Origin of the sequence: Flavobacterium sp. CLA17, from assembly GCF_013112255.2 — a bacterium.
GTDB classification, from domain to species: Bacteria; Bacteroidota; Bacteroidia; order Flavobacteriales; family Flavobacteriaceae; genus Flavobacterium; species Flavobacterium circumlabens.
On sequence record NZ_CP068294.1, the window covers coordinates 3,645,242 to 3,665,702 of the forward strand.

18 protein-coding genes are annotated in these 20,461 nt (G+C 36.1%); 9 read left to right on the forward strand and 9 right to left on the reverse strand.

Annotation, left to right across the window (positions count from 1 at the left end):
* Window positions 1-101 precede the first annotated feature (101 nt).
* The 8 genes from HAV12_RS14960 to HAV12_RS14995 all read left to right on the forward strand — a co-directional run bounded on the left by HAV12_RS14960 (window position 102) and on the right by HAV12_RS14995 (window position 5,203).
* Entirely contained in the window at window positions 102-332 is a 231-nt protein-coding gene (locus HAV12_RS14960) for a hypothetical protein (protein WP_171570365.1), read from the forward strand.
* Between the two features lie 29 nt (window positions 333-361).
* Window positions 362-613 (forward strand): membrane protein insertion efficiency factor YidD, encoded by a 252-nt coding sequence (gene yidD, locus HAV12_RS14965; RefSeq protein ID WP_240345278.1) that lies wholly within the window; start codon window positions 362-364, stop codon window positions 611-613.
* A 23-nt stretch (window positions 614-636) separates the two neighbouring features.
* Entirely contained in the window at window positions 637-1,047 is a 411-nt protein-coding gene (locus tag HAV12_RS14970) for a hypothetical protein (RefSeq protein ID WP_171570367.1), read from the forward strand.
* Window positions 1,048-1,050: 3 nt separating this feature from the next.
* Window positions 1,051-2,322: an ABC transporter permease gene (locus tag HAV12_RS14975; protein WP_171570368.1), complete on the forward strand. Its 1,272-nt coding sequence runs from the start codon at window positions 1,051-1,053 to the stop codon at window positions 2,320-2,322.
* A 3-nt stretch (window positions 2,323-2,325) separates the two neighbouring features.
* Window positions 2,326-3,225: a hypothetical protein gene (locus HAV12_RS14980; protein ID WP_171570369.1), complete on the forward strand. Its 900-nt coding sequence runs from the start codon at window positions 2,326-2,328 to the stop codon at window positions 3,223-3,225.
* A gap of 178 nt (window positions 3,226-3,403) precedes the next feature.
* Complete coding sequence (locus HAV12_RS14985; RefSeq protein WP_171570370.1) at window positions 3,404-4,462, forward strand: type I restriction endonuclease; 1,059 nt, start codon at window positions 3,404-3,406, stop codon at window positions 4,460-4,462.
* 164 nt (window positions 4,463-4,626) lie between these two features.
* Window positions 4,627-4,974: a hypothetical protein gene (locus HAV12_RS14990; RefSeq protein ID WP_240345171.1), complete on the forward strand. Its 348-nt coding sequence runs from the start codon at window positions 4,627-4,629 to the stop codon at window positions 4,972-4,974.
* 19 nt (window positions 4,975-4,993) lie between these two features.
* Window positions 4,994-5,203: a hypothetical protein gene (locus HAV12_RS14995; protein ID WP_205423321.1), complete on the forward strand. Its 210-nt coding sequence runs from the start codon at window positions 4,994-4,996 to the stop codon at window positions 5,201-5,203.
* 91 nt (window positions 5,204-5,294) lie between these two features.
* On the opposite strand, the gene HAV12_RS15000 is transcribed toward HAV12_RS14995, so the two are convergent.
* The 4 genes from HAV12_RS15000 to HAV12_RS15015 all read right to left on the reverse strand — a co-directional run bounded on the left by HAV12_RS15000 (window position 5,295) and on the right by HAV12_RS15015 (window position 11,956).
* Window positions 5,295-7,061, reverse strand: a complete 1,767-nt coding sequence (locus HAV12_RS15000; RefSeq protein ID WP_171570372.1) for a RagB/SusD family nutrient uptake outer membrane protein — start codon at window positions 7,059-7,061, stop codon at window positions 5,295-5,297.
* A gap of 3 nt (window positions 7,062-7,064) precedes the next feature.
* Window positions 7,065-10,352, reverse strand: a complete 3,288-nt coding sequence (locus HAV12_RS15005) for a TonB-dependent receptor (protein ID WP_171570373.1) — start codon at window positions 10,350-10,352, stop codon at window positions 7,065-7,067.
* 71 nt (window positions 10,353-10,423) lie between these two features.
* Window positions 10,424-11,347 carry a FecR family protein gene (locus tag HAV12_RS15010; RefSeq protein ID WP_171570374.1) on the reverse strand — a complete coding sequence of 308 codons (924 nt, stop codon included), beginning with the start codon at window positions 11,345-11,347 and terminating at the stop codon, window positions 10,424-10,426.
* Between the two features lie 78 nt (window positions 11,348-11,425).
* Complete coding sequence (locus HAV12_RS15015; protein WP_132033792.1) at window positions 11,426-11,956, reverse strand: RNA polymerase sigma-70 factor; 531 nt, start codon at window positions 11,954-11,956, stop codon at window positions 11,426-11,428.
* Between the two features lie 266 nt (window positions 11,957-12,222).
* On the opposite strand from HAV12_RS15015, the gene HAV12_RS15020 reads away from it, so the two are divergent.
* Window positions 12,223-13,290 carry a phosphatidylinositol-specific phospholipase C1-like protein gene (locus tag HAV12_RS15020; RefSeq protein ID WP_171570375.1) on the forward strand — a complete coding sequence of 356 codons (1,068 nt, stop codon included), beginning with the start codon at window positions 12,223-12,225 and terminating at the stop codon, window positions 13,288-13,290.
* 435 nt (window positions 13,291-13,725) lie between these two features.
* Here the strand turns inward: HAV12_RS15020 and HAV12_RS15025 are convergent, their stop codons facing one another.
* The 5 genes from HAV12_RS15025 to HAV12_RS15045 form a co-directional block, all read right to left on the reverse strand.
* Window positions 13,726-15,690, reverse strand: coding sequence for a metallophosphoesterase (locus HAV12_RS15025; RefSeq protein ID WP_171570376.1), 1,965 nt, complete (start codon window positions 15,688-15,690; stop codon window positions 13,726-13,728).
* A 103-nt stretch (window positions 15,691-15,793) separates the two neighbouring features.
* The gene (locus tag HAV12_RS15030) at window positions 15,794-16,378 is read right to left on the reverse strand and encodes a chemotaxis protein CheB (protein WP_171570377.1); all 585 of its coding nucleotides are present in this window, start codon (window positions 16,376-16,378) and stop codon (window positions 15,794-15,796) included.
* Window positions 16,360-17,169: a protein-glutamate O-methyltransferase CheR gene (locus HAV12_RS15035; protein WP_132033784.1), complete on the reverse strand. Its 810-nt coding sequence runs from the start codon at window positions 17,167-17,169 to the stop codon at window positions 16,360-16,362. The genes HAV12_RS15030 and HAV12_RS15035 overlap by 19 nt, the downstream gene beginning before the upstream one ends.
* A 7-nt stretch (window positions 17,170-17,176) precedes the next feature.
* Window positions 17,177-17,542: a response regulator gene (locus HAV12_RS15040; protein ID WP_132033782.1), complete on the reverse strand. Its 366-nt coding sequence runs from the start codon at window positions 17,540-17,542 to the stop codon at window positions 17,177-17,179.
* Window positions 17,543-17,561: 19 nt separating this feature from the next.
* Window positions 17,562-20,461: response regulator (locus tag HAV12_RS15045; protein ID WP_171570378.1), on the reverse strand; the 2,900-nt coding region annotated here is incomplete at its 5' end.

Sequence of the window (20,461 nt, forward strand, 5' to 3'; positions counted from 1 at the left end):
TAATACGGATTATGGTTTTCCGTAAAATACTGGTTTTAAATAGGTTTAAGTTTGAATTGTTAAAAATAAAATAATCTAAACAACTTTAAAAATTAGAAATTATGGAATACAAAGTAGTACCATTCGCAGCTTCAATCGATCCTAAGAAAAATATTAATGGACATATTGCAGAGCAATTAGAAAGCCTGATAAAACATCATACTGAAAGAGACTGGAAATATGTCCGCGTGGAAAACATAACAACTTTTGTACATCAGGAAATAGGATGCTTTGGATTCGGGGCAAAACCCGCACAAACCTATTTCACGCATCTGGTTGTCTTTCAAAAATAATGAAGCAGTTAATACTATTTGTTATTCAAATGTATTGGAAGCTTATTCCTCCATCTAAAAGGAAAAGATGCATTTTTAAAAAATCATGTTCCAATTATGTATTTGAAATAACTCAAAAAGAAGGTTTCAAAAATGGATTAAAAGCATTTCTATTTCGATACAAAAATTGTCGGGGAAACTTTCAAATTTTTATAAACCCAATAAATAATGAAATACAAATGATTCTTCCTTCTCAACTAATAATAAAGAGTGAAGAAATAGCTGAAAGATTAATTAACTAAAACCAACTTAAACGATTTTTATTATGAATGAACCAACGACTATGACTATCGAACTAAAAAGTCATTTCCTACGATTATATCAAATGGCATTATCCGATGATCAGTTTGATGTATTAGAACTTCAAATGCTCTATCATTTTGCCGATGAACGCGGCATTCCGAAAGAAGAACTCGATAAACTTTTCCTGAATCCGGTGAATACAGATTTTGTTGTTCCTGAAGATCTTATTACACGAATAGAATACTTATATGATTTTACAAGAATCATTTGGGCGGATGGGAAAATTACTGATGATGAATTGAATATGCTGAAAAAGTATTGCAGGAAATTTAATTTTCTGGACGAAAACATCACTGATTTATCGAACTATCTCATTGATTGTGTGCAGAAAAATATTCTAAAAGAAGAAATTATTAGTCAATTAAACGCTTAGCTTATGAAATCACTTACACAAATATTCAGTTTAAAAAAACCTGAAGAATCTTCCTTCACTCTTTTTGAGGATAACGAAGAAGACAGGGAAAAGATCAGAATCACCTATTACCAAAGCGGATTTGCGGCTTCTATAAAAGCAACAGGTAAACCGATTGTTCTCAAAGCCTGTCTTCAAAATCTGTATATGAGTTTTGAGGATCAATGCCGAAAACAAAAACTGGAACAGGATAAATTAAAGCAGCCATACCGCGAAGAACAGGAAAAAAACAGAACGGAACTTAAAAAATGTGAAGCGGCAATTGGTATTTACGAAAAGAAAGAACAGGATATCAACGATACTGTCGACCAGATCAAAAATGAAATTATTGAAGTAAAACGAAACCCTGATAAATACGGAATCGAAGACGGAAAAGGCCTGAAAGCCCAGTTTTATATCGGTTTGTTTTTGCTTCTTCCCATAACGCTTTATGTGCTGGTGTTTTACATTTCGGCTTCTTACTCGGCCTTTTTTAAGGAGTTTGCCAATGATAGTTTAACGGCTGCTATTTTTGATGCTGATGCCCTGAACAATTCCTTTAAGGCAAGCTGGCTTGAAGGGGTTTTGGTGGTGACGATTCCGTTTGTATTTATGGGATTGGGTTATGTAATCCATATGGTTCAGAAAGGAAAAGGCATTAAAAATGTCTTCAGAATGATTGCTTTGTTCCTTACCACCTTTTTGTTTGATGCGCTGTTGGCTTACCAGATCGAAAAGAAAATCTATGAATTTAACAAAACTACCGATTCTGCTCCTTATAATTTAAATATTGCTTTAGGGGAAGCTGAATTCTGGATGATCATATTTGCCGGATTTGTCGTCTATATTATTTGGGGACTTGTTTTTGATTTTGTGATGAAGGAATTTGAAAACATTGACAAGATCAGGGCTTTCATAAGAGGTAAAAAAGAAAAACTTATTGATTTGGAAAAACTAAAGATCGATTACAGCAATAAGGCAAATGATTTCAAACAGCAGATTATTACTATTACAGGTAAAATTGCGGAACTGCAGTCGAAAATTGATGGATTTATTTTTCCGGTAAAAGAATATCTGCATTACCACCACCAATATAAGGAAGGCTGGTTTCAGGCAATTGGCACCGAAATAGCGTTGCCGTATAAAGAAAAAGAAGAACTGCTGGTAAGCTGCGAAATTCATTCGGAAGAACATCTGAGTAAATTAAATTTAACAGATCCGGACTTTCAGCATTTAGTGTATTCCATTAAAAATTAATTTATGAAAAACACACTGAAAACATTCGCCCTTTCCTTATTATTCATTTCTGCATTTTCCTGCAAAAAGGATTCTGATAAAAACGAAAAGGAAACTGTAACTAAAAAACCTGTCGCAGAAAATTATAACATTAGTATCCTGCTGGATTTATCAGACAGGATTAGCCTTGAGAAAAATCCAAACCCGACAATGGAATATTATCAGAGGGATCTGGGGTATATAAAATCGGTTTCGGAGGCTTTTACACAACATCTGAAATCCAAAAGAATACGCCAGATTGATGATAAAATGCAATTGTTTTTTAATCCAGAGCCAAAAGATCCGGAGATCAATTCTATTTCCCAAAAGCTGAAAATTGCTATTGATAAAAATAATGCTTCGAAAGATTTACTGAATTCCATCAACTCGAATTATGCAGCCCGGACCTCAAAAATCTATGAATCAGCCCTAAAAGACAATAACTTTATCGGCTCTGATATCTGGAGTTTTTTTGACAATAAAGTGAAAGACCAATGCATTGAAACCGGAGACCGCAATATACTGGTCATATTAACCGACGGTTATATGTATTACGATAGCACGATAATGAAAGAGGCCAACCGAACCACTTTTATTACGCCTGATTTTATTCGGAAAAATGGGCTGAATACGAAAGACTGGGAGCAAAAATTTCAAAAGGAGGATTTTGGTTTTATCAAAGCCGGCGATGATTTATCGAATCTGGAAGTGCTGGTTTTAGGGATTAACCCGGGGAAAAATAATCCGTATGAGGAGAAAGTGATCAAAGCCTACTGGACAAAATGGTTTTCTGAAATGAAAGTCAGACATTTCGAAATCAAAAATGCTGATTTACCTTCTAATATGGAAAAGATCATCAGGGATTTTATAGTACAAAACCATTAATCTTTTACACTAGACTGAAACAAAACTACGTAGCAAGAGGATTTTATTAATCCTCTTTTTTTTTGTACCCAATCAAAAAAAAAAAGCAACTCTTTTTTGATTTACGGTTTACCGTAAAATACTGATTTTTATTGGTTTTACATTTGAGTAATTAATCAAAATACTAATAAGTACAACTATGGAAATCAACATTCAACTTAAAGCTTTGGCAGACAAAATTATATTGCTAAAAGATAAAATCGAAACAGAAGAATCTACCAAACATGCTTTTGTTTTGCCCTTTATCAACATACTGGGTTATGATACTTTTAACCCCACGGAAGTTGTTCCTGAATTTACGGCCGACCTGGGCCTGAAAAAGGGAGAAAAAGTAGATTATGCTATTTTTCAGGATGGTGCACCGATATTGATTATCGAATGCAAAAGCTGGAAAGAGAAACTTACCATTCATAATTCTCAATTATTCCGTTATTTTCATGTTACCAAAACACGATTTGCCCTTTTAACGAACGGAATTACCTATCAGTTTTTTACCGATCTGGATGAAAAAAACAAAATGGATGAAAAACCGTTTTTAGAATTTGACATCACCAGTTTAAAAGACAATGCGATTGGTGAAATCACCAAATTTCACAAGTCCAATTTTGATGTCAATAAGATTGTAAATAATGCCAGTTTGCTGAAATATACGACCGAAATCAAAAAACAGATTGACAATGAATTGCAAAGTCCATCAAATGAATTTGTAAAATTGTTTGCCAATAAGGTATACACGGGAAGACTGACGGAAAAAGTAGTCGATGAATTTAAAGAATTGGTTCAGAAAGGTTTTAATCAATTTATCAGCGAAAAGATAAACGACCGTTTAAATGCAGCGATCAATAAAGAAAGTCAAAAGCAAAAAGAAGAATCTGAAGAAGTTATAATTCCCGAAGACAACAAAATTGTGACCAGCGAAGAAGAACTGGAAGGCTACCGAATTGTAGTGGCCATCCTGAGACGAAAACTTCCCGTGAGCCGAATTGTCTATCGCGATACACAGTCTTATTTTGGAGTTTTACTGGATGATAATAATCGTAAGCCCATTTGCAGGCTGCACCTTAACGGCGGCAAAAAATACATCGGACTTTTTAATGATAATAAAAGTGAAGTTCGCCAGCCTATTCAAACGATTGATGATATCTATTCATTTGAAAAAGAATTACTGGAAACGATCGAGAGTTACGAGATGGTTTAAATTCAGGTATAAATACGCAGTTGTTGCGTACTATTCAACTCTATATTTATAAACGAATTAAAAATCAGATGTATGCTATTCTCACAATCCTTTTCTAACAGCTAAAAAGTATGATTAAAAAAATACTCCTCTTATTTCTATTCACGATAATCGGTTGTAAAAAAATGGTCCAGCCACCCAAAATAAATACCTTTTACAAACAAGGCATTACGGCCAATGATCGAAAAATTATTACACCGGAAGAAGCTAAAACCTATCATGTTGATACCGATTACCAATACGAATACCGGACAGGTAAATCGGGTCATTACGAGTACAACTATGATGTAAAAGGGATTAATGCTAAAGGAGCTTCCGTTTTTGGAAACATCAATGTTGAAGGGAAAAGTGGTGCCGGAATATTACGTTTCGATACCATTCCGTATATTGAAATTAAAACGGAATGGATTGGTCAGGGAAAACTAAAAGCAATAGATAACAAGGCAAATGAATACTTCTTAATAGTCGATTAAAAACTCCAAAACTCATCGTATGAAATATGCCCCACTCCTACTATTAATGTTCCTTAACTCTTTTCATCCTGTAGAAACCAAAGTTTATATCTGTGGTCCCACAGGAGCGAAAAAATACCATTATAATGAAAACTGCCGCGGACTAACAGCCTGCAGACATGAACTGACAAAAGTATCTGTTTCTAAGGCCCAGGGTTACGGATTGACCTTATGCGGTTGGGAAGATTAAATAAAATTCTAAGTTAAAATTACGGAAATAAGAAAAGCCTGTTCCAATAAAGGAACAGGCTTTTACATAAAAAATAAACTAACACAAAAACTTAATTATACCCTTGATTTTGTTTGAACACTTTCTGGTCTATAACGGTTTGTGGAATTGGGAATGCTCTTCTGAAGGGTTGAGAAGCAGCTTTTGCAGTTCCGGCTAAATCAAATTTTCCAAAACGGATGCTTTCCGGTCTTCTTTGTAATTCCCAGTACAATTCGAAACCTAATTCTTTATATAATTGCTCTGCATCCAGAGAAGTAAGCGCTTTCCCCGGAGCGTTTGCAAATAGGGATTCTCTTGTTCTGCCGGTACGCAATTTGTTTAAATCGTCCATCGCCAGACCTGTGCTTCCTTTTCTGAAATAAGCTTCCGCTCTAATGGCATACATTCCACCTAAACGGAATAACGGAATATCAACATTACTGTTACCGTTTCCTCCTTCCGGATCAAATTCATATTTAAAAACACGTGCTCCCTGATTGATTTCGTTTTGAGCGAAAACAGATTTAGCAGGATCGGCAAACGTTAATGTTGGCGTAAAATTCATTCGTGTACCTGTACTTTTTTCCATAAATAATGGCGAAACTTTAATACGATTACCAACCATTTCAAGAGATCCCGAAGGCAATAATACAGGACCATACTGAAGTCCGGCCTGAATTCCTCTGTTGAAATGGAACCATGGCAGGTTGGCACTTTTAGGTACGATGTCTGTTGCGGGAACACTTACGTCTGTACCATCATTCATAAACCAGGTACCATCAGCATATTGATAATGCTGTTCAAATCTAGGATCATCGTGATTACCATCCCATGATGCATAGAATTCAGGAGTTGTACAAGAAGCATTTGTTCCTCTGTTGGCAGCAGATGCTCTTTGGTTACGCTCCATACATACATAAGCAAAACTGTTAGAACCGTTTCTGATGTAATCTATTTTTTGAGAAATCGCAAAAATAAGTTCTTTACCATTTTCGTTATCTCTTGCAAAGTTTTTGAAAAAATTACTTTCTAAACTGTATTTCCCGGAATCAATTAGTAATGAGGTGTAGTAGATAACACGATCCATATCTGTTCCGGTACCTGATACGGCAGGTTCATTAAAATTGAAATTGGATGCAGCATTGTAACGATCTTTAAATACCGCACGGTTTAAATACATTGTAGCTAAAAAAGCATAACCAGCTTGTCTGGTGAATCTTCCGTGGTGTGTACGTTGGGTACCCATATCAGCCAAATCCGGTAATAAAGCTTCAACATCAGTGATCAGTTTATCAATCTGCGTATCTGCTTTTAATATTTGCAAGGGAGCTTTTGTGTCCATTGGATCTCTGTAAGGTGCTTGTCCGTAAAGATCTAATGTGGTATAGGTATAATAGGCTAAAAGTGCTTTTGCTTCCGCTAAAAATAATGTCTTTTCCGGAAAAGAATTTTCTTGTGCTGCCTTAATTGCAGTTAAAGAACGTGTAATTCCGTTGGTCAGTAAATCCCAGTTACTCACTATAATGGCATTACTTGAAGTCCATGTAAATTCATGCATGTCTCTCCATTTTCCACCATCTCCCCAGTCACTTCCGCGAGTGGGTAAAATAGCTTCATCTGTAGTGTATTCCTGCATGGCAAAAACAGCTCCGTGATCTGTAAAAGTTCCATCACCCAATCTGTCATAAGCTGCGGCTAGTGATCCTGCAGGATCTGAAGAGTCACTTCCTGATTTTTCATCCAAAACAACTTCATCCAAATCGGTACAGCTGCTTAAGAGAAAAATAAAAGAGAATATTGCTAAAATTTTTATGCTTAAAAATGTCTTTGTCTTCATGATTTATAATTTTAAAGTTGCTCCGAAACTGAACGTTCTCGAAGTTGGGTAACTAGCGTAATCGATACCAATAGATTGGTTTCCTCCGTTTGATTTCGGACTGTTTATTAAAGGATCATATCCTGTATAATTAGTGATCGTAACCAAATTCTGTCCTGTTACGTAAAGGGTTAATCCGTTTAACCAGCTCACGTTTTTCAAATCGAAACTATATCCTAAACGAGCTGTATTTAATCGGATAAAGTCAGATTTCTCTAAGAATAAAGTAGACAAAATTGGCGAATTTGTTGGGTTTGCACCAGACTCGTAATAACCTGTAGCAACGTTTCTGTCTGAAGCCAGATTGTTGATATTTAAGGCGTTTAGTCCTGTATTGTTCAGTAAATAGCCTCCTGTCTGACCAATGATGGAGAATGAAAAACTAAAGTTTTTGTATTTCATATCACTGTTGAGTCCATAGTAAAAAGTTGGTAAAGCGCCTTCGATAATAATTCTGTCGCTGTTGTCAATTTTACCGTCTCCGTTCTGATCCTTAAAAATATTTCCACCTTTGTCATCAAACCCCGTATGCTCTAACAAATAAAAGGAACCTGCCGCATAACCACTTTTGTAAATGTTCGCATTTACACCGGATTGACCCGGTCCTGAAATAGTTCCGGTTAAAATTTCCGAAACCGGTAAATCTTCAATTTTATTGTTTAATGTTGCTCCGTTCACATCAACATTCCAGCTAAAATTTTTAGTATTAATTAATTTTGAACCTAACATCAACTCAAAACCTTTATTGATAATTTTACCCTGATTAATATTCGTCCAAACCGTTACTGTAGGGCTTAATGGTGGTGAAGGAATGTTTAAGATCGCATCTGTAGTTGTTTTGTTGAAATAATCAAAAGTTCCGTACAATTTATCACGCCATAAACTAAAATCTAAACCTACATTGTATTGTGTAACAACCTCCCATTTTAATTCAGGATTTGCTGTTCTTACTACGGTAACTCCGTTTACTAAATTTAAATCATCGTACAAATAATATCCGTCGGCACCTGATAAAGAATAACTTGCCTTAGTAATTTTATTATCCACTTCCTGATTTCCTGTTTGTCCCCAACTTACTCTCAATTTTAAATTGTTTAAAGCAGATACATCTTCCAGGAAGCTTTCTTTAGAAATATTCCATCCTAAAGCAAAAGAAGGGAAATAACCGTATTTGTTATTATCACCAAAACGGGTAGAACCGTCAGCTCTCATCGAAGCCGTTAGCAAATATTTATCATTGAACGTATAATTCAATCTTCCAAAATAAGACTGTAATTCATTTTCCTGTGCATAACCTATCGTTCCGGACTGCGTTCCTGAAAAACCAGGATTGATGGATGGTTTTACGCCAGCTCCCTGAGCAGCGATTCCGTCAATACTGAAACTGGTTCCGGATCTTTCAAATTTTTGATAAGAGAACCCTCCTAACACCTCAAATTTGTGTTTGTCCAACAATAAGTTATAAGTCAGATAATGCTCGATCAGAGAGTTATTAGAATCTAAATTATTCTGAACATATTTGCCTTTAGGGTTCAAATCGGTTAAGTTTGGATAAATCGTAGTATTTCTCTCCGCCGTAGAACGATCTAAACCAACATTTAATTTATATTCCAGACCGTCAATGATTCTAAAAGAAGCTTCAAAATTTCCTAAAACTCTTAACATACGCGTCTGATCCTCATAAATACTCAATAAATAAGCAGGATTATAATGCGCATTCATATTAAAGTTGGTATACTTTCCGTTGGCATCAAAAACAGATCTTGTTGGGTTTGCCATCAAAGTATGTACGATCAATTGTCCGTTAGAACCACCGTCATCACTGGTAGGAACCCCGTCATCTGTCGTTTGACTCGCCGTAAGATTCACTTTTAATTTTAAACGTTTGTTGTCTAAAAATGATTCAGCAGCATTAATTCTGCCGGAAATACGTTTGAAATTACTGTTACGGATAATTCCTTCCTGATCCATTTGAGCAAGGGAAGCAAAATAATTACCTGATTCTGTTTGTTTTGCAAAAGACAGGGCATTATTTTTAGTAATAGCTGTTCTGTAAATTACATCCTGCCAGTCTGTATTTCCACCATGATCAAATGCCGGATCCTTAATGGCCTGTCTGTACTGACCTGCATCTAATACATCCAGTTTATTGGCTACATTTGCGATTCCCAAATACGAATCAAAAGTCAATGATCCCTCACCTTTGGCTCCTTTTTTAGTCGTCACCAATACAACTCCGTTAGAACCTCTTGCTCCGTAAATAGCCGCTGCAGAAGCATCTTTTAAAACGGTAATCGATTCGATATCACTGGTATTCAAAAAGTTTAACGGATTTTTTGCTGCTGAAGCTCCAAAACCAACATTACTTCCGCTTGGGCTCACGTCATCATTAGATAACGGCATACCATCTACAACAAACAAAGGCGTACTACCACTTCTGATAGATCCTACTCCACGAATGGTAACATTCACACCAGCTCCCGGTTCTCCACTTGTGTTAACCACACGAACACCGGCCACTTTTCCCTGAATCAAATTATCTACAGATACGTTAACCCCCTGTTTAAAATTGGCCGCATCCAATTGTGTTACCGCTCCGGTAACGTCTTTTTTAGATTGTTTTCCATATCCTACAATTAATACTTCTGTTAATTCTGAAGTATTTGGCTCTAACTGAATGGTCATGAAACTTCTTTGTACCACAAGCGTTTTCGTTTTATAACCTAAATACGAAACCTCAATAGATTTACCTTCTGTAACAGAAAGTTCAAATTCTCCGTCAAAATTACTAACGGTGGCATTTTTAGTAGTCGCTTCTAAAATTGTTACTCCCGGAATAGGCACTCCGTTTTCGTCAACGATTTTTCCTTTAACCTTAATTTTATCAGCTGCACCTGCTTTAGAAGTATTTACAGCAGCTGTTTTCTGAATCAAAACTAATTTACCGCTGATGTTGTAATTGAAATTAGCTTTTTTCGAAAGATCATTCAAAATCAAAGCAACAGATTCATTGGTGTAATTTACGGTGTAAGTGGTATTATCTGAAATAATAGCCTGTCCGTAGCTGAACTTGTAATCTGTTTGTTTGCTCAATTTTGAAAAAATAGATACTAAAGTTGCTTTTTCTATTTTATTTTCTACTTTTGAATTTTTAAGAAAATGGTTTGTACTGAAACCGCTTTGAAACGACAGTACAGTCAGTGCTAAAAAGAAAATGCTCTTTAGATTTAAATTGGGAAGTTTAAAATACATGATTTAAGTTATTGGTTTTTCGATACTTAATTATTAATCGCAGTTGTTCTCAGCAACTGCTTTTCTTGTTTTTAATGCACTTGTATTATTCCGTCATAGGTGTTGAATTTTAGGTTTGTGATATAGTTTATTTGTTTTAAGACACTTTCAAGTGAAGCGTTCTTTTCTATAAAAACAGTCACCGGCGTTGTCAGCACAGCTTCGTTTTTACACGAAAAGGTTACTCCGTATTTATATTGTAAAATGGTAATGACTTGTTTTAATGTAGCCTGATTTAGTGCAATGTCAGTAGTGTACCAATTGATTGAAAGTGATTTGTCAATTGGAAGTTTCGTTAATTGAGCATCAGCAAAAAGAGCTTCCTGATTAGGTACCAAATCAACACTCTGATCTTTGCTGGAAACATTTACTTTTCCGGTTACGACAAGCACTTCACATTTTGATTTGGAGAACTGAATATGAAATGAAGTTCCGACAACCCTTGTTTTAATGGGTCCGGAATGAATGATAAAAGGATGTTTTTTGTCTTTTGCCACTTCAAAAAAAGCATTCCCCTTTAGTAAAGAAACTGTTCTTTCGTCGCCTTTAAACTGCGCCGGATATTGGAAAGAAGAATTTGCTGCCAGATAAATTTTCGTACCATCACTTAACCGGATTGATTTTGGAGATGATGCGGTTTTAAATGTTAATTGCTTTTCGATGGATACATTCGGCTTATAAAAAAATCCTAAACCAACAAGAAAAAGAATACTGGCAGCAGCCCTATATTTCCAATACGGACTAAAAATCTTCTTCTTCTCTATTCGAAGCTGAATACCTCTATATATGTTTTGGGAAACTTCGTCGGCATTGCCCATTGAAGCGTCATCCCATTTTGATTTTTTAAATTCAGTAAAGGCAAAATGATCTAATAGATTTTCTTCTGCTTTTGATGTTTTATTCTGAGCACTTTTATCAATCAGATACCCTAAACTGTGTTTGATTTTTTTTATCATAATACTTATTATTATCTATAAGTACCGGAAATCAGAAATCGTACTATCCGGAAATATTATGAAACCATTAACAGAAAGTTATCTTAAAAAATTTTGATGCAAAACGATATAAGGTGCCATCCAGGCCAGGTCTTTCAAGCCTTCACGCAATTGTTTTAAGCCGGAAGAAATCTGATTCTTGACGGTTTGTTTGGATATCCCAAGTTCTGAAGCGATCTGATCGATAGACATGTCCTGAAATTTATACATCAGTAAAACCTCTTTTCTTTTTTCGGGAAGTTTGTCTAATAAGGAATAAAGCAGATCCATAACTTCAGGATCAATGGAGGTGAAATTATCAATAATATAATCTTCGAATTTGTCTTCGAGAATGGTCTTGTCAAAACGATTGTTCTGGTAATGTTTAAAAACCTGATTCTTTACCGCACGGAATAAATAAGGTTCGATTGCCTGAATGTTCAGGTCATCTTTTCTTTCCCATAAATCAATAAAAACATCCTGAACAATGTTCTGCGCCAAGTCTTTATCCTGAGTCATGGTATACGAAAAGGCATTTAACTTTTTCCAGTATTCTGTATACGTTTTTTCAAAAATTTCAGGGTTCTTCATACCAATATTGGGAACTTTTTTATGCTGTAAAATAAGGAAATGTTACACCAATATTTTTTGCCTGAAGGTTAACTTTAAATTAAATAATAAACTCTTTTGCTGTAGTAATACTACTTTTTTACCGAAGAAATGATAATCATTTTGCGATTTGTTTTTTTTAAACTAACACAAAAACCAGATGATGCTTTTAATTTAGTACACTTAAAAGAGGACGTATTCTCAGCTCTTCTCCCTCTCTCCCTTAATCCTAATTACAACTTCAAATTATGAAACAGATCCTGTTTACATTATGCCTTGCAGGTGCCCTGAATGGCAATGCACAAATAAAAGACGAAAACCTAAAAATAAATCAAGTACAAGTCATTGGCTCCCACAATAGTTACAGACACGCTATCGAAAATGATTTGTACAACTTCATTCAGGCGAAAGACACGGCACGTTCCCTGAAAGGTCTGCAATACACGCATATTCCTATTACAGAACAACTGAATAAAGGATTACGCAATCTGGAAATCGATGTTTACGCGGATACGAAAGGTGGAAAATACGCGCATCCAAAAGGATTGGATATTGTAACACCACAAGAAGCTTATGATCCAAAAGGATTAATGAACAAACCCGGTTTTAAGGTGTTTCACATGCCGGATATTGATTTCAGAACGTCTTGTTACACTTTCGAAATTTGCCTGCAGGAGCTTAAAAAATGGTCCGATGCCAATCCGGATCACGTTCCTGTTTTTATTACTTTGGAACCTAAGGACGGGGAAGCCAATTTCTTCGGTACGAAACCGGAAGACTTCACTCCTGAATTATTTGATGCTCTGGATAAAGTGATTCGTAAAGAATTAGGAAACAATAAGTTGATTACACCGGATATGGTGAGAGGAAAATACAGTACGCTGGAAGAGGCGGTTTTACACCAAAACTGGCCAACACTTAAAAAAGCAAAAGGACGATTTTTATTCCTGTTAGACAACAACGGTTCAAAAAGAGATTTGTACGCCTTAAATCATCCCTCCCTAAAAGGACGCGCCGTTTTTATCAACGCCGAACCCGGAAAGCCGGAAGCTGCAGCTTTATTCAGAAACAATTCTACAGATCCTGAAATCGCAGCGCTGGTCAAAAAAGGGTATATCATCCGCACCAGAGCCGACTCGGATACCAAAGAAGCCAGAGCAAATGATTACAAGCACTTTGAAGCAGCCAAAAAATCAGGTGCACAGGTAATTACTACGGATTATTATCTGCCGAGTACGTTTTTCAATTCGCCTTATCAAATTAAATACGATGATGGGACTTATGTTAGAGTTAATCCTGTTAATGGTGTAAAATAGTTTCAAGTTTTTTAGTTTCAGGTTTCAGGTTCTACTTTGTGTTGAATCTGAAACCTGATTTTTTTTGTGGTGGTTTTCTTTTTTTTCTCACGCAGATTTAGCAGATTTAGCAGATTTTTTATGTTCTATTTTGTTAACTAACACAAAGTTGTGTGATTCGATGCTGGAGACTAGAGCGGTAGCGAACAGACGAAGTAAAATTACATACACAGAGCAACAATGTTACCCGGCAATCAAAGTCATTGCGAAGAACGAAGCAAACTATACTAAACGGATTCAGCAAACGTGCTTCAGAAAATGTGATTTCTCCTTCGTCGAAATGACACAAATTGCGTAGAAAATCCGCAAAATCTGCGTGAAACAAACTTCATTGAGAAGAAATAAAGTTTGCAGTCTCAGTTTACGGAAAACGGGGACTGAGACTGGGACTGAAAACTATTTAAGATCCCTAACTCTACCAGTCTTCAAATCAACACTAAAATGATCTGCCGGAACTTCGTGCATGAATTTATTGAAGATGATCAGGAAAAGACGCATTTGATTTTGCAACGGTTTTTCTTTTGAAGCGGTTTCTTCTTTGTAGTTTTCAAAAAACAATTGTGATAGTATTTTATATTCTTTTGCTCTTTCTGGTCCGATATCGCTTAAAGCTAATTCATCGGCACTTCTGAAACGGTAAAAATCGACCAGAAAATCGTACCCATTCCAGTTTTTAAAAGCTTCTTTTTTGAGCTTATTTTCGGATAAAAGCTGAGCCGTTTTTTGTTCCGACGCTGCCCATTCTGTTTTGAAATTTTCTTTGTTTTTCAGGATTACATCAAAATCCTTATCTGATTTTATATTCGCCAAAACCAATAAATCTTCTCCGGAAACATTCAGAATAAAATCTTTGAACGCTGCAGGCCAGTCATCTGCTAAAAAACGAAGACGAACCAGTTCTTTGAGGTGGAAATCAGTAAAATCGTGATAGTTTTTCGTTTTCAGGATCTCAATATTCCAGATGTCTTTGGCATGTTTGCTTTGCAAAAACTCATATTCTGTGCGATACAAATCAAAAAGTTCATCGTAACCGGGAACCGTATCAATGGTAATGGTCTGAATATCGACAAGATTATCTTTCTGAATTGTCAGTAATTTATAAGCCGGAATATAAGCTGCCAGGGAAGGCGTCTGAATATTGACCAGTGTATTGCCTTTTGCAGTAGTCCTCACTCCGGTATCATTGATGTGCATGTGTCCGCCAAAATGAATCTTCAATCCTGCATCGGCAAATACCTGCGCGACTTCTTCTGTCGGAACCCGGTTGAGCTGCCATTTATTCGGACCCAGTAATTCTTTTATTTCCGCCGAAGCTTCATCATTAAAATCAATCATCGGAAAATGACTGAAAGCAATCAGCGTTTTGCCTTGTTTTTTCGCTTCAAGCGAAATTTCCTCTACCCATTTTATCAGATGTTTTTTGTTCGACAGCACATTGTTGTAGCCCGTACTCGCATCCGAGTAATTCTTGGGATCTTTTGAATCTGCCGTTGCATTTTTCTTCGGAATATAAACATTCCCGTCAATCGCCATTAGCCAAAGTCCGTCAATGGGTTCTACCACATAACTCACATCCGGAACTTCATAGCCCGGAGCTACGTTATAAACTCTGTTGGATAGTAAAGCGGCTTCCATAGCTTTTGCATAGGTATAATTCTGGCTCGTATAGGGTGCAAAAGGTGTGGACCAGAATTTATATTTTTTATTGGGATAAAATCCGGAATTTTTCAACCCTTCTGTAATTCCTAAATAACCCATTTTTGCCATATCAGCGGTAACGATAACAGGCTGTTCCAGGTCTAAATTAGGTTTATAAATTCCTTCTTTGCTGTAAATCGGCTGATTTTTTCCTTCGTTTCCTAAAAAGTCTTCTTTACCGGATTCCTGCGCGAATGGCCCAACGGGATCGTGATTTCCGGTGGTGATAAAAAATTCAATTCCGTATTTTTTTCGGTATTTATTTAAGATTTCTTCTAATCCGCGAACATGAATCGGCTGACCATCGTCTGTATAATCACCCGGAAGCGCCACGTATTTTATTTTTCGTTTGGCGATATTGTCTAAAGCAGCCAGAAAGGCAAAGTAATTTTCATTGAAAATTCGGGTCGAATGTAACTGGGAAGCCATTGTTCGCAATAAGGTATATTTTCCTGTCTTCGGATTTAAAATTCCACGGAATTCATTATCTGAAAATTTTCCGAACAAATCCTGTAAATGCACATCTGATAAAAAAGCAACCTGAACGCCATCAAGTCTGGCCTGCTTCTGGGCTGAAAGACTAAAATTGAAAAAAAGCACGAACAAAAAGCTGAATCGAACTGTATATTTTTTGGGGAAGAACACTACATTATTCAAAATCATGGCATAACAGTTTATAAATTGGCTTATAAGCTGCAATTTTAAGTATTAAAACCCAGAATCATTTTATGAAAGTGTTATCGAATAATAATCTTTTGGGGAATGCTTAACTGTTGACAGAAATAATAAATTTTAATATTTCATCGGTATTCAAAATAAAGTCCGGTGTAGTGTGTGTGATGGCATTATTGGGCATAAAAGGCATATCTGCCGAATCCGGATCCTGCACTATAATGATTCCCCCAGCTTTCTGAATCGTTTTTAATCCTTCTGTCCCGTCAGCATTGGAACCTGACAGTAAAATTCCAATCAGGCTGTCGCCGTAAATTTCAGCTGCAGACTCAAAAGAAACATCGATACTTGGCCGGCTGTAATTTACCTTCTCTGAGGTATCGAGGGACATCGTCTCCTCTTTTTCAAACAATAAATGGTAATTGGACGGAGCCACGTATAAAAACCCGGGCACTAAAGGTTCTTTATCTTCAATGATTTTTACGGGAACTTCTGTTTTTATTTTGATTAATTCTTCGAGCGTCATGTCGTCTGTACCTCTTCTGTGAAGCACAATTACCAGCGCGAAAGCATTTAAAACGTATAGTTCCGGCAGTATTTGCATCAAAGCGTTTAAACTTCCCGCAGATCCTCCGACAATAACCACTTTACATTTTGGATTTATTTTATCTTCCGCCATATTTTTTCTTTCTCTAACTGTTTGTACTTAGTGGTAGATATAGAATATTTTATAGTCTCTTTTGTTCCCAACGCTAAAAATCCCAGAATTGACAGACTTTCGTCGAATAAATTGATCACTCTTTTTTGCAAATCATTATCAAAATAAATGAGAACATTGCGGCAAAGAATAAAATCGAATTCATTAAATGAATTGTCTGAAACTAAATTATGCTGGGAGAAAACCATTTTTTCGGCTAATTCCTCATTAAACTTAGCGATTCCATAGTTCGCAATGTAATATTTGGAAAAATCTTCCTGCCCTCCGGAGTCCCGGTAGTTTTCGGAGTATTCCTTCATCATTCGCAACGGAAAAATTCCTTTTTTGGCCGTTTCCAAAACTTTAGAATTGATATCTGTGGCATAGATAATTGATTTGTGAAGAAGTCCTGCCTCTTTGAGCATAATGGCCATAGAATATACTTCTTCGCCACTTGAACAGCCCGCATGCCACAAACGAATGAAAGGTTTTGGAGCCAGCTGAGGCAAAATCTCATTTCGGACTGCCTTATAAAAAGCGGGATCGCGAAACATTTCAGTAACATTTACTGTAATTTCGTCAATCATATTTTTATAATATTCCGGATCATACCTGACTTTTGACAAGAATTCATAAAAATTTTTGAATCCTTCTAATTGATATATTCGGTTTACACGCCTTTTCAGAGATGCCCTGGAATAGCTTCCAAAGTCAAAACCGTAATATTCATAAATATCATTTATAAGCGTTTCTAACTCAATATCTTCAATCATAATAAATTCAAATTTTTGATAATGCTTCAAGCAATTTATCTACATCAATGGGTTTTGAAACATAATCATCGGCACCGGCCTCCAGACATTTTTCTTTATCACCCGTCATAGCCTGTGCCGTTACGGCAACAATTAACGTATCTTCTCTGGAAGGTATTCTTTTTATTAACGGAATAGCATCATAACCATCCATTTCGGGCATCATCATGTCAATCAGAATGGCATCAATCTGCTCCTCTGTCTGTAACAATTTTAAGGCTTCTTCGGCACTTAAACAAGATAAACAATCGAATGATTTTACCTTTAGGGTATTGACCAAAGCGAAGATATTTCTTGAATCATCGTCAATAATTAAAACTCTTTTTTTACTCATTTTTTTAATCCTTTTTACCTTAAATTTTATCATACAACCATACACGCAACAACGACAATAACTGATCGATATCAACCGGTTTTGTGATGTAATCCGACGCACCTGCCCTGATACATTTTTCTCTGTCGCCTGTCATTGCTTTTGCCGTCACGGCGATTAGTGGTAATGTGATAAATTTAGGGATTGTACGTATTTTTTCTGCCGTTTCGTAACCGTCCATATTGGGCATCATCATATCTAAAAGAACAATATCGGTATCCGGATTTTCCTCTAATATCTTGATGGCTTCATTTCCGTCAAAGGCTGTGATTACATTCATCTTAAAAGTTTCCAGCGCTTTGGTCAGCGAATATATATTTCGAACATCGTCGTCTACAATCAGGACTTTTTTGTCGTACAATACATTGTTGAGCAAATTAAGCTTTTTATGGCTTTCTTTTTTGCCGTCTGCTCCTTTCGTTTCTTCCACCAAATGTAAAAACAAAGATACTTCATCTAACATTCTCTGGTACGAATGAGCGGTTTTTACAATAATAGAATCTGCGTATTTTTTAATTTTAACTTCTTCTTTCAGGGATAAACTTTTTCCTGTAAATACAATTACAGGCAGGTTTTCTAAGCCCGGGCTCTTTTTAACGCCATCTAAAATCTCGTAGGCATGAGCATCGGGAACTCCCATATCAAGGATAACACAGTCTATTTCTTTTTTGTTTAATGCGATTAAACCTTCGGAAACTTCACTTTTAATTTCAGAATTAATATCATGGGTCTCTAAAAAGAAAGCCAGTGCCTTTGCATGCTGCGGATTATCTTCAATAATTAAAACCTTTTGCGATTCTTTGTTGATGATATGTTCTATTCGCGTAAAAACTTCAGGAATTCGGTCAAATGCAACCGGTTTATGAAGAAAATCAATCGCTCCTTTCAATAAACTTTCCTGTTTCAGTTTATGTGATGACATGATATGCACCGGAATATGTTTGGTCTCTCCGTGGTTTTTCAATTCCTCCAGCACTTCCCATCCGCTTTTTATCGGCAATTCAATATCCAGCAAAATTCCGACTGGTTTGTAGATAATCGCAAAATTTAAAGCATAATCTCCACGAACCGAAACAATAGCTTTATAACCATTATTTCTACTGAAGCTCAAAAGTGATTTTGCAAAGTTAATATCGTCTTCCACAATTAAAATTACTTTGTCATCTTCGGAAATAGTGTCTCTGTCGTCTTCAATTTCAGCCGGAATAACAGTCGAGATGTATTTATTTTTGATTGATTTCAATTCTTCTGCCTCCGCGGCAGCAATTTCTATGGGAGGATTTTTCTCCACAGTTACTTTTTTTGTAATTGACCCAAAAACAGGTAAACATAAAGTAAAACTGCTTCCTTCTCCTACTGTACTGTGCAGGACAATTTCTCCTCGTAATAATTTTGCCAATTCCCTGCTGATAGACAATCCTAAACCTGTTCCTCCGTACTTACGTTTTGTAGAGCCGTCTGCCTGCTGGAAAGCTTCAAAAATCAATGGCTGCTTGTCTAACGGGATTCCGATTCCGGTATCTTTTACGATAAAACAAATGATTTTATCATCGTCGTCGTTTACTTTAATTTCGAGACTTACGGATCCTTTTTCTGTAAATTTTATGGCATTTGAAATTAGATTTTTAAGAATCTGTTCTAATCTCATTTTATCTGTTTTGATGACAATCGGGGCATCTTTTGAGATAATCTCAAAGTTGATGTTTTTCTCTTTCGCCACAAACGAGAATAAGTTATACATGCCGTCTGTAATTTCTTTGGTGGAAACATCTAAATATTCAAGTTCCATTTTACCGGCTTCAATTTTAGATAAATCCAGAATTTCATCAATTAAGCCCAATAAACTGTTTCCGGAACTCTGAATTACTTTTGCAAACTCAATTTCTTCATTGTTCATACTCTGACTATTATTCTCTGATAATAATCGGCTTAAAAGCAAAATAGAATTTAAAGGTGTTCTTAATTCGTGTGACATATTAGCCAAAAACTCGGACTTGTAGCGAGTTGTGAGTTCTAAAGCTTCTGATTTTTTCTGAATCTCATTGTTTTTTTCTTCCAATAAAACACTGCGCTCCGAAAGCTCTTCATTGGTTTGTTCCAGTTCTTCCTGCTGCACTCTTAATTCCTCTTCAGAAGCCTGCAATTTTTCTGTCTGTGCTTCCAGTTCGGCATTAATTGCTTCCAGTTCACTGTGTTGAATACGTAATTCTTCCGATTGTGACTGTGTTTCTTCCAGCAATTCTAAAACGCGTTTACGGTTTTGAGTTGATTTAATCGCAATACCAATATTATTACCTACTAATTTCAGGAATTCCAGATGAAGATCAGAAAATCCGTAAATACTGGCCAGTTCAAGCGCTCCTTCTACTCTTAAATTAATTAAGGGAACTGCGACAATATGAGTCGGTTTTATTTCACCCAGGGCATAATTAATATGAATAAAATCGGATGACAATACTTTTAATTCTAACATTTTACGTGAAATAATCGCTTGTCCCAATAAACCATCTCCTTTCTGAATACGTTCTCTGTTCTTAGTCGGTATATAGCTGTATCCAGCGGTCGCAAAAAGCTCATCACCTTCCAGAATATACATCACACCTGCACTGCTATTGGTATACGTACATAAAAACTCAATAACATCTTTAGATAGTTCATTCAGTGATTTATCACCCAGCATGATGTTATTCAATTTTGCAATACCACTTTGCAGCCATTCTTTTTCAGACAATAAACTAAAAGAAGATTTTAGGGAAGCTCCCATATTATTCAGGGATTCTCCAACATTTCCTAGAGCATCTGCCTTGGTGTCTTCTATTTTTATATCATAATTTCCGTTTGAAATATTAGAGGCAATCGTACTGATGGCAACAATTCGCT

Excerpts from the sequence above, each read along its gene's own strand:
- HAV12_RS14960 (WP_171570365.1), top strand. The coding sequence starts at position 102 with ATGGAATACAAAGTAGTACCATTCGCAGCTTCAATCGATCCTAAGAAA.
- yidD (WP_240345278.1), top strand. The coding sequence starts at position 362 with ATGTATTGGAAGCTTATTCCTCCATCTAAAAGGAAAAGATGCATTTTT.
- HAV12_RS14970 (WP_171570367.1), top strand. The coding sequence starts at position 637 with ATGAATGAACCAACGACTATGACTATCGAACTAAAAAGTCATTTCCTA.
- HAV12_RS14975 (WP_171570368.1), top strand. The coding sequence starts at position 1,051 with ATGAAATCACTTACACAAATATTCAGTTTAAAAAAACCTGAAGAATCT.
- HAV12_RS14980 (WP_171570369.1), top strand. The coding sequence starts at position 2,326 with ATGAAAAACACACTGAAAACATTCGCCCTTTCCTTATTATTCATTTCT.
- HAV12_RS14985 (WP_171570370.1), top strand. The coding sequence starts at position 3,404 with ATGGAAATCAACATTCAACTTAAAGCTTTGGCAGACAAAATTATATTG.
- HAV12_RS14990 (WP_240345171.1), top strand. The coding sequence starts at position 4,627 with ATGGTCCAGCCACCCAAAATAAATACCTTTTACAAACAAGGCATTACG.
- HAV12_RS14995 (WP_205423321.1), top strand. The coding sequence starts at position 4,994 with ATGAAATATGCCCCACTCCTACTATTAATGTTCCTTAACTCTTTTCAT.
- HAV12_RS15000 (WP_171570372.1), bottom strand. The coding sequence starts at position 7,061 with ATGAAGACAAAGACATTTTTAAGCATAAAAATTTTAGCAATATTCTCT.
- HAV12_RS15005 (WP_171570373.1), bottom strand. The coding sequence starts at position 10,352 with ATGTATTTTAAACTTCCCAATTTAAATCTAAAGAGCATTTTCTTTTTA.
- HAV12_RS15010 (WP_171570374.1), bottom strand. The coding sequence starts at position 11,347 with ATGATAAAAAAAATCAAACACAGTTTAGGGTATCTGATTGATAAAAGT.
- HAV12_RS15015 (WP_132033792.1), bottom strand. The coding sequence starts at position 11,956 with ATGAAGAACCCTGAAATTTTTGAAAAAACGTATACAGAATACTGGAAA.
- HAV12_RS15020 (WP_171570375.1), top strand. The coding sequence starts at position 12,223 with ATGAAACAGATCCTGTTTACATTATGCCTTGCAGGTGCCCTGAATGGC.
- HAV12_RS15025 (WP_171570376.1), bottom strand. The coding sequence starts at position 15,690 with ATGATTTTGAATAATGTAGTGTTCTTCCCCAAAAAATATACAGTTCGA.
- HAV12_RS15030 (WP_171570377.1), bottom strand. The coding sequence starts at position 16,378 with ATGGCGGAAGATAAAATAAATCCAAAATGTAAAGTGGTTATTGTCGGA.
- HAV12_RS15035 (WP_132033784.1), bottom strand. The coding sequence starts at position 17,169 with ATGATTGAAGATATTGAGTTAGAAACGCTTATAAATGATATTTATGAA.
- HAV12_RS15040 (WP_132033782.1), bottom strand. The coding sequence starts at position 17,542 with ATGAGTAAAAAAAGAGTTTTAATTATTGACGATGATTCAAGAAATATC.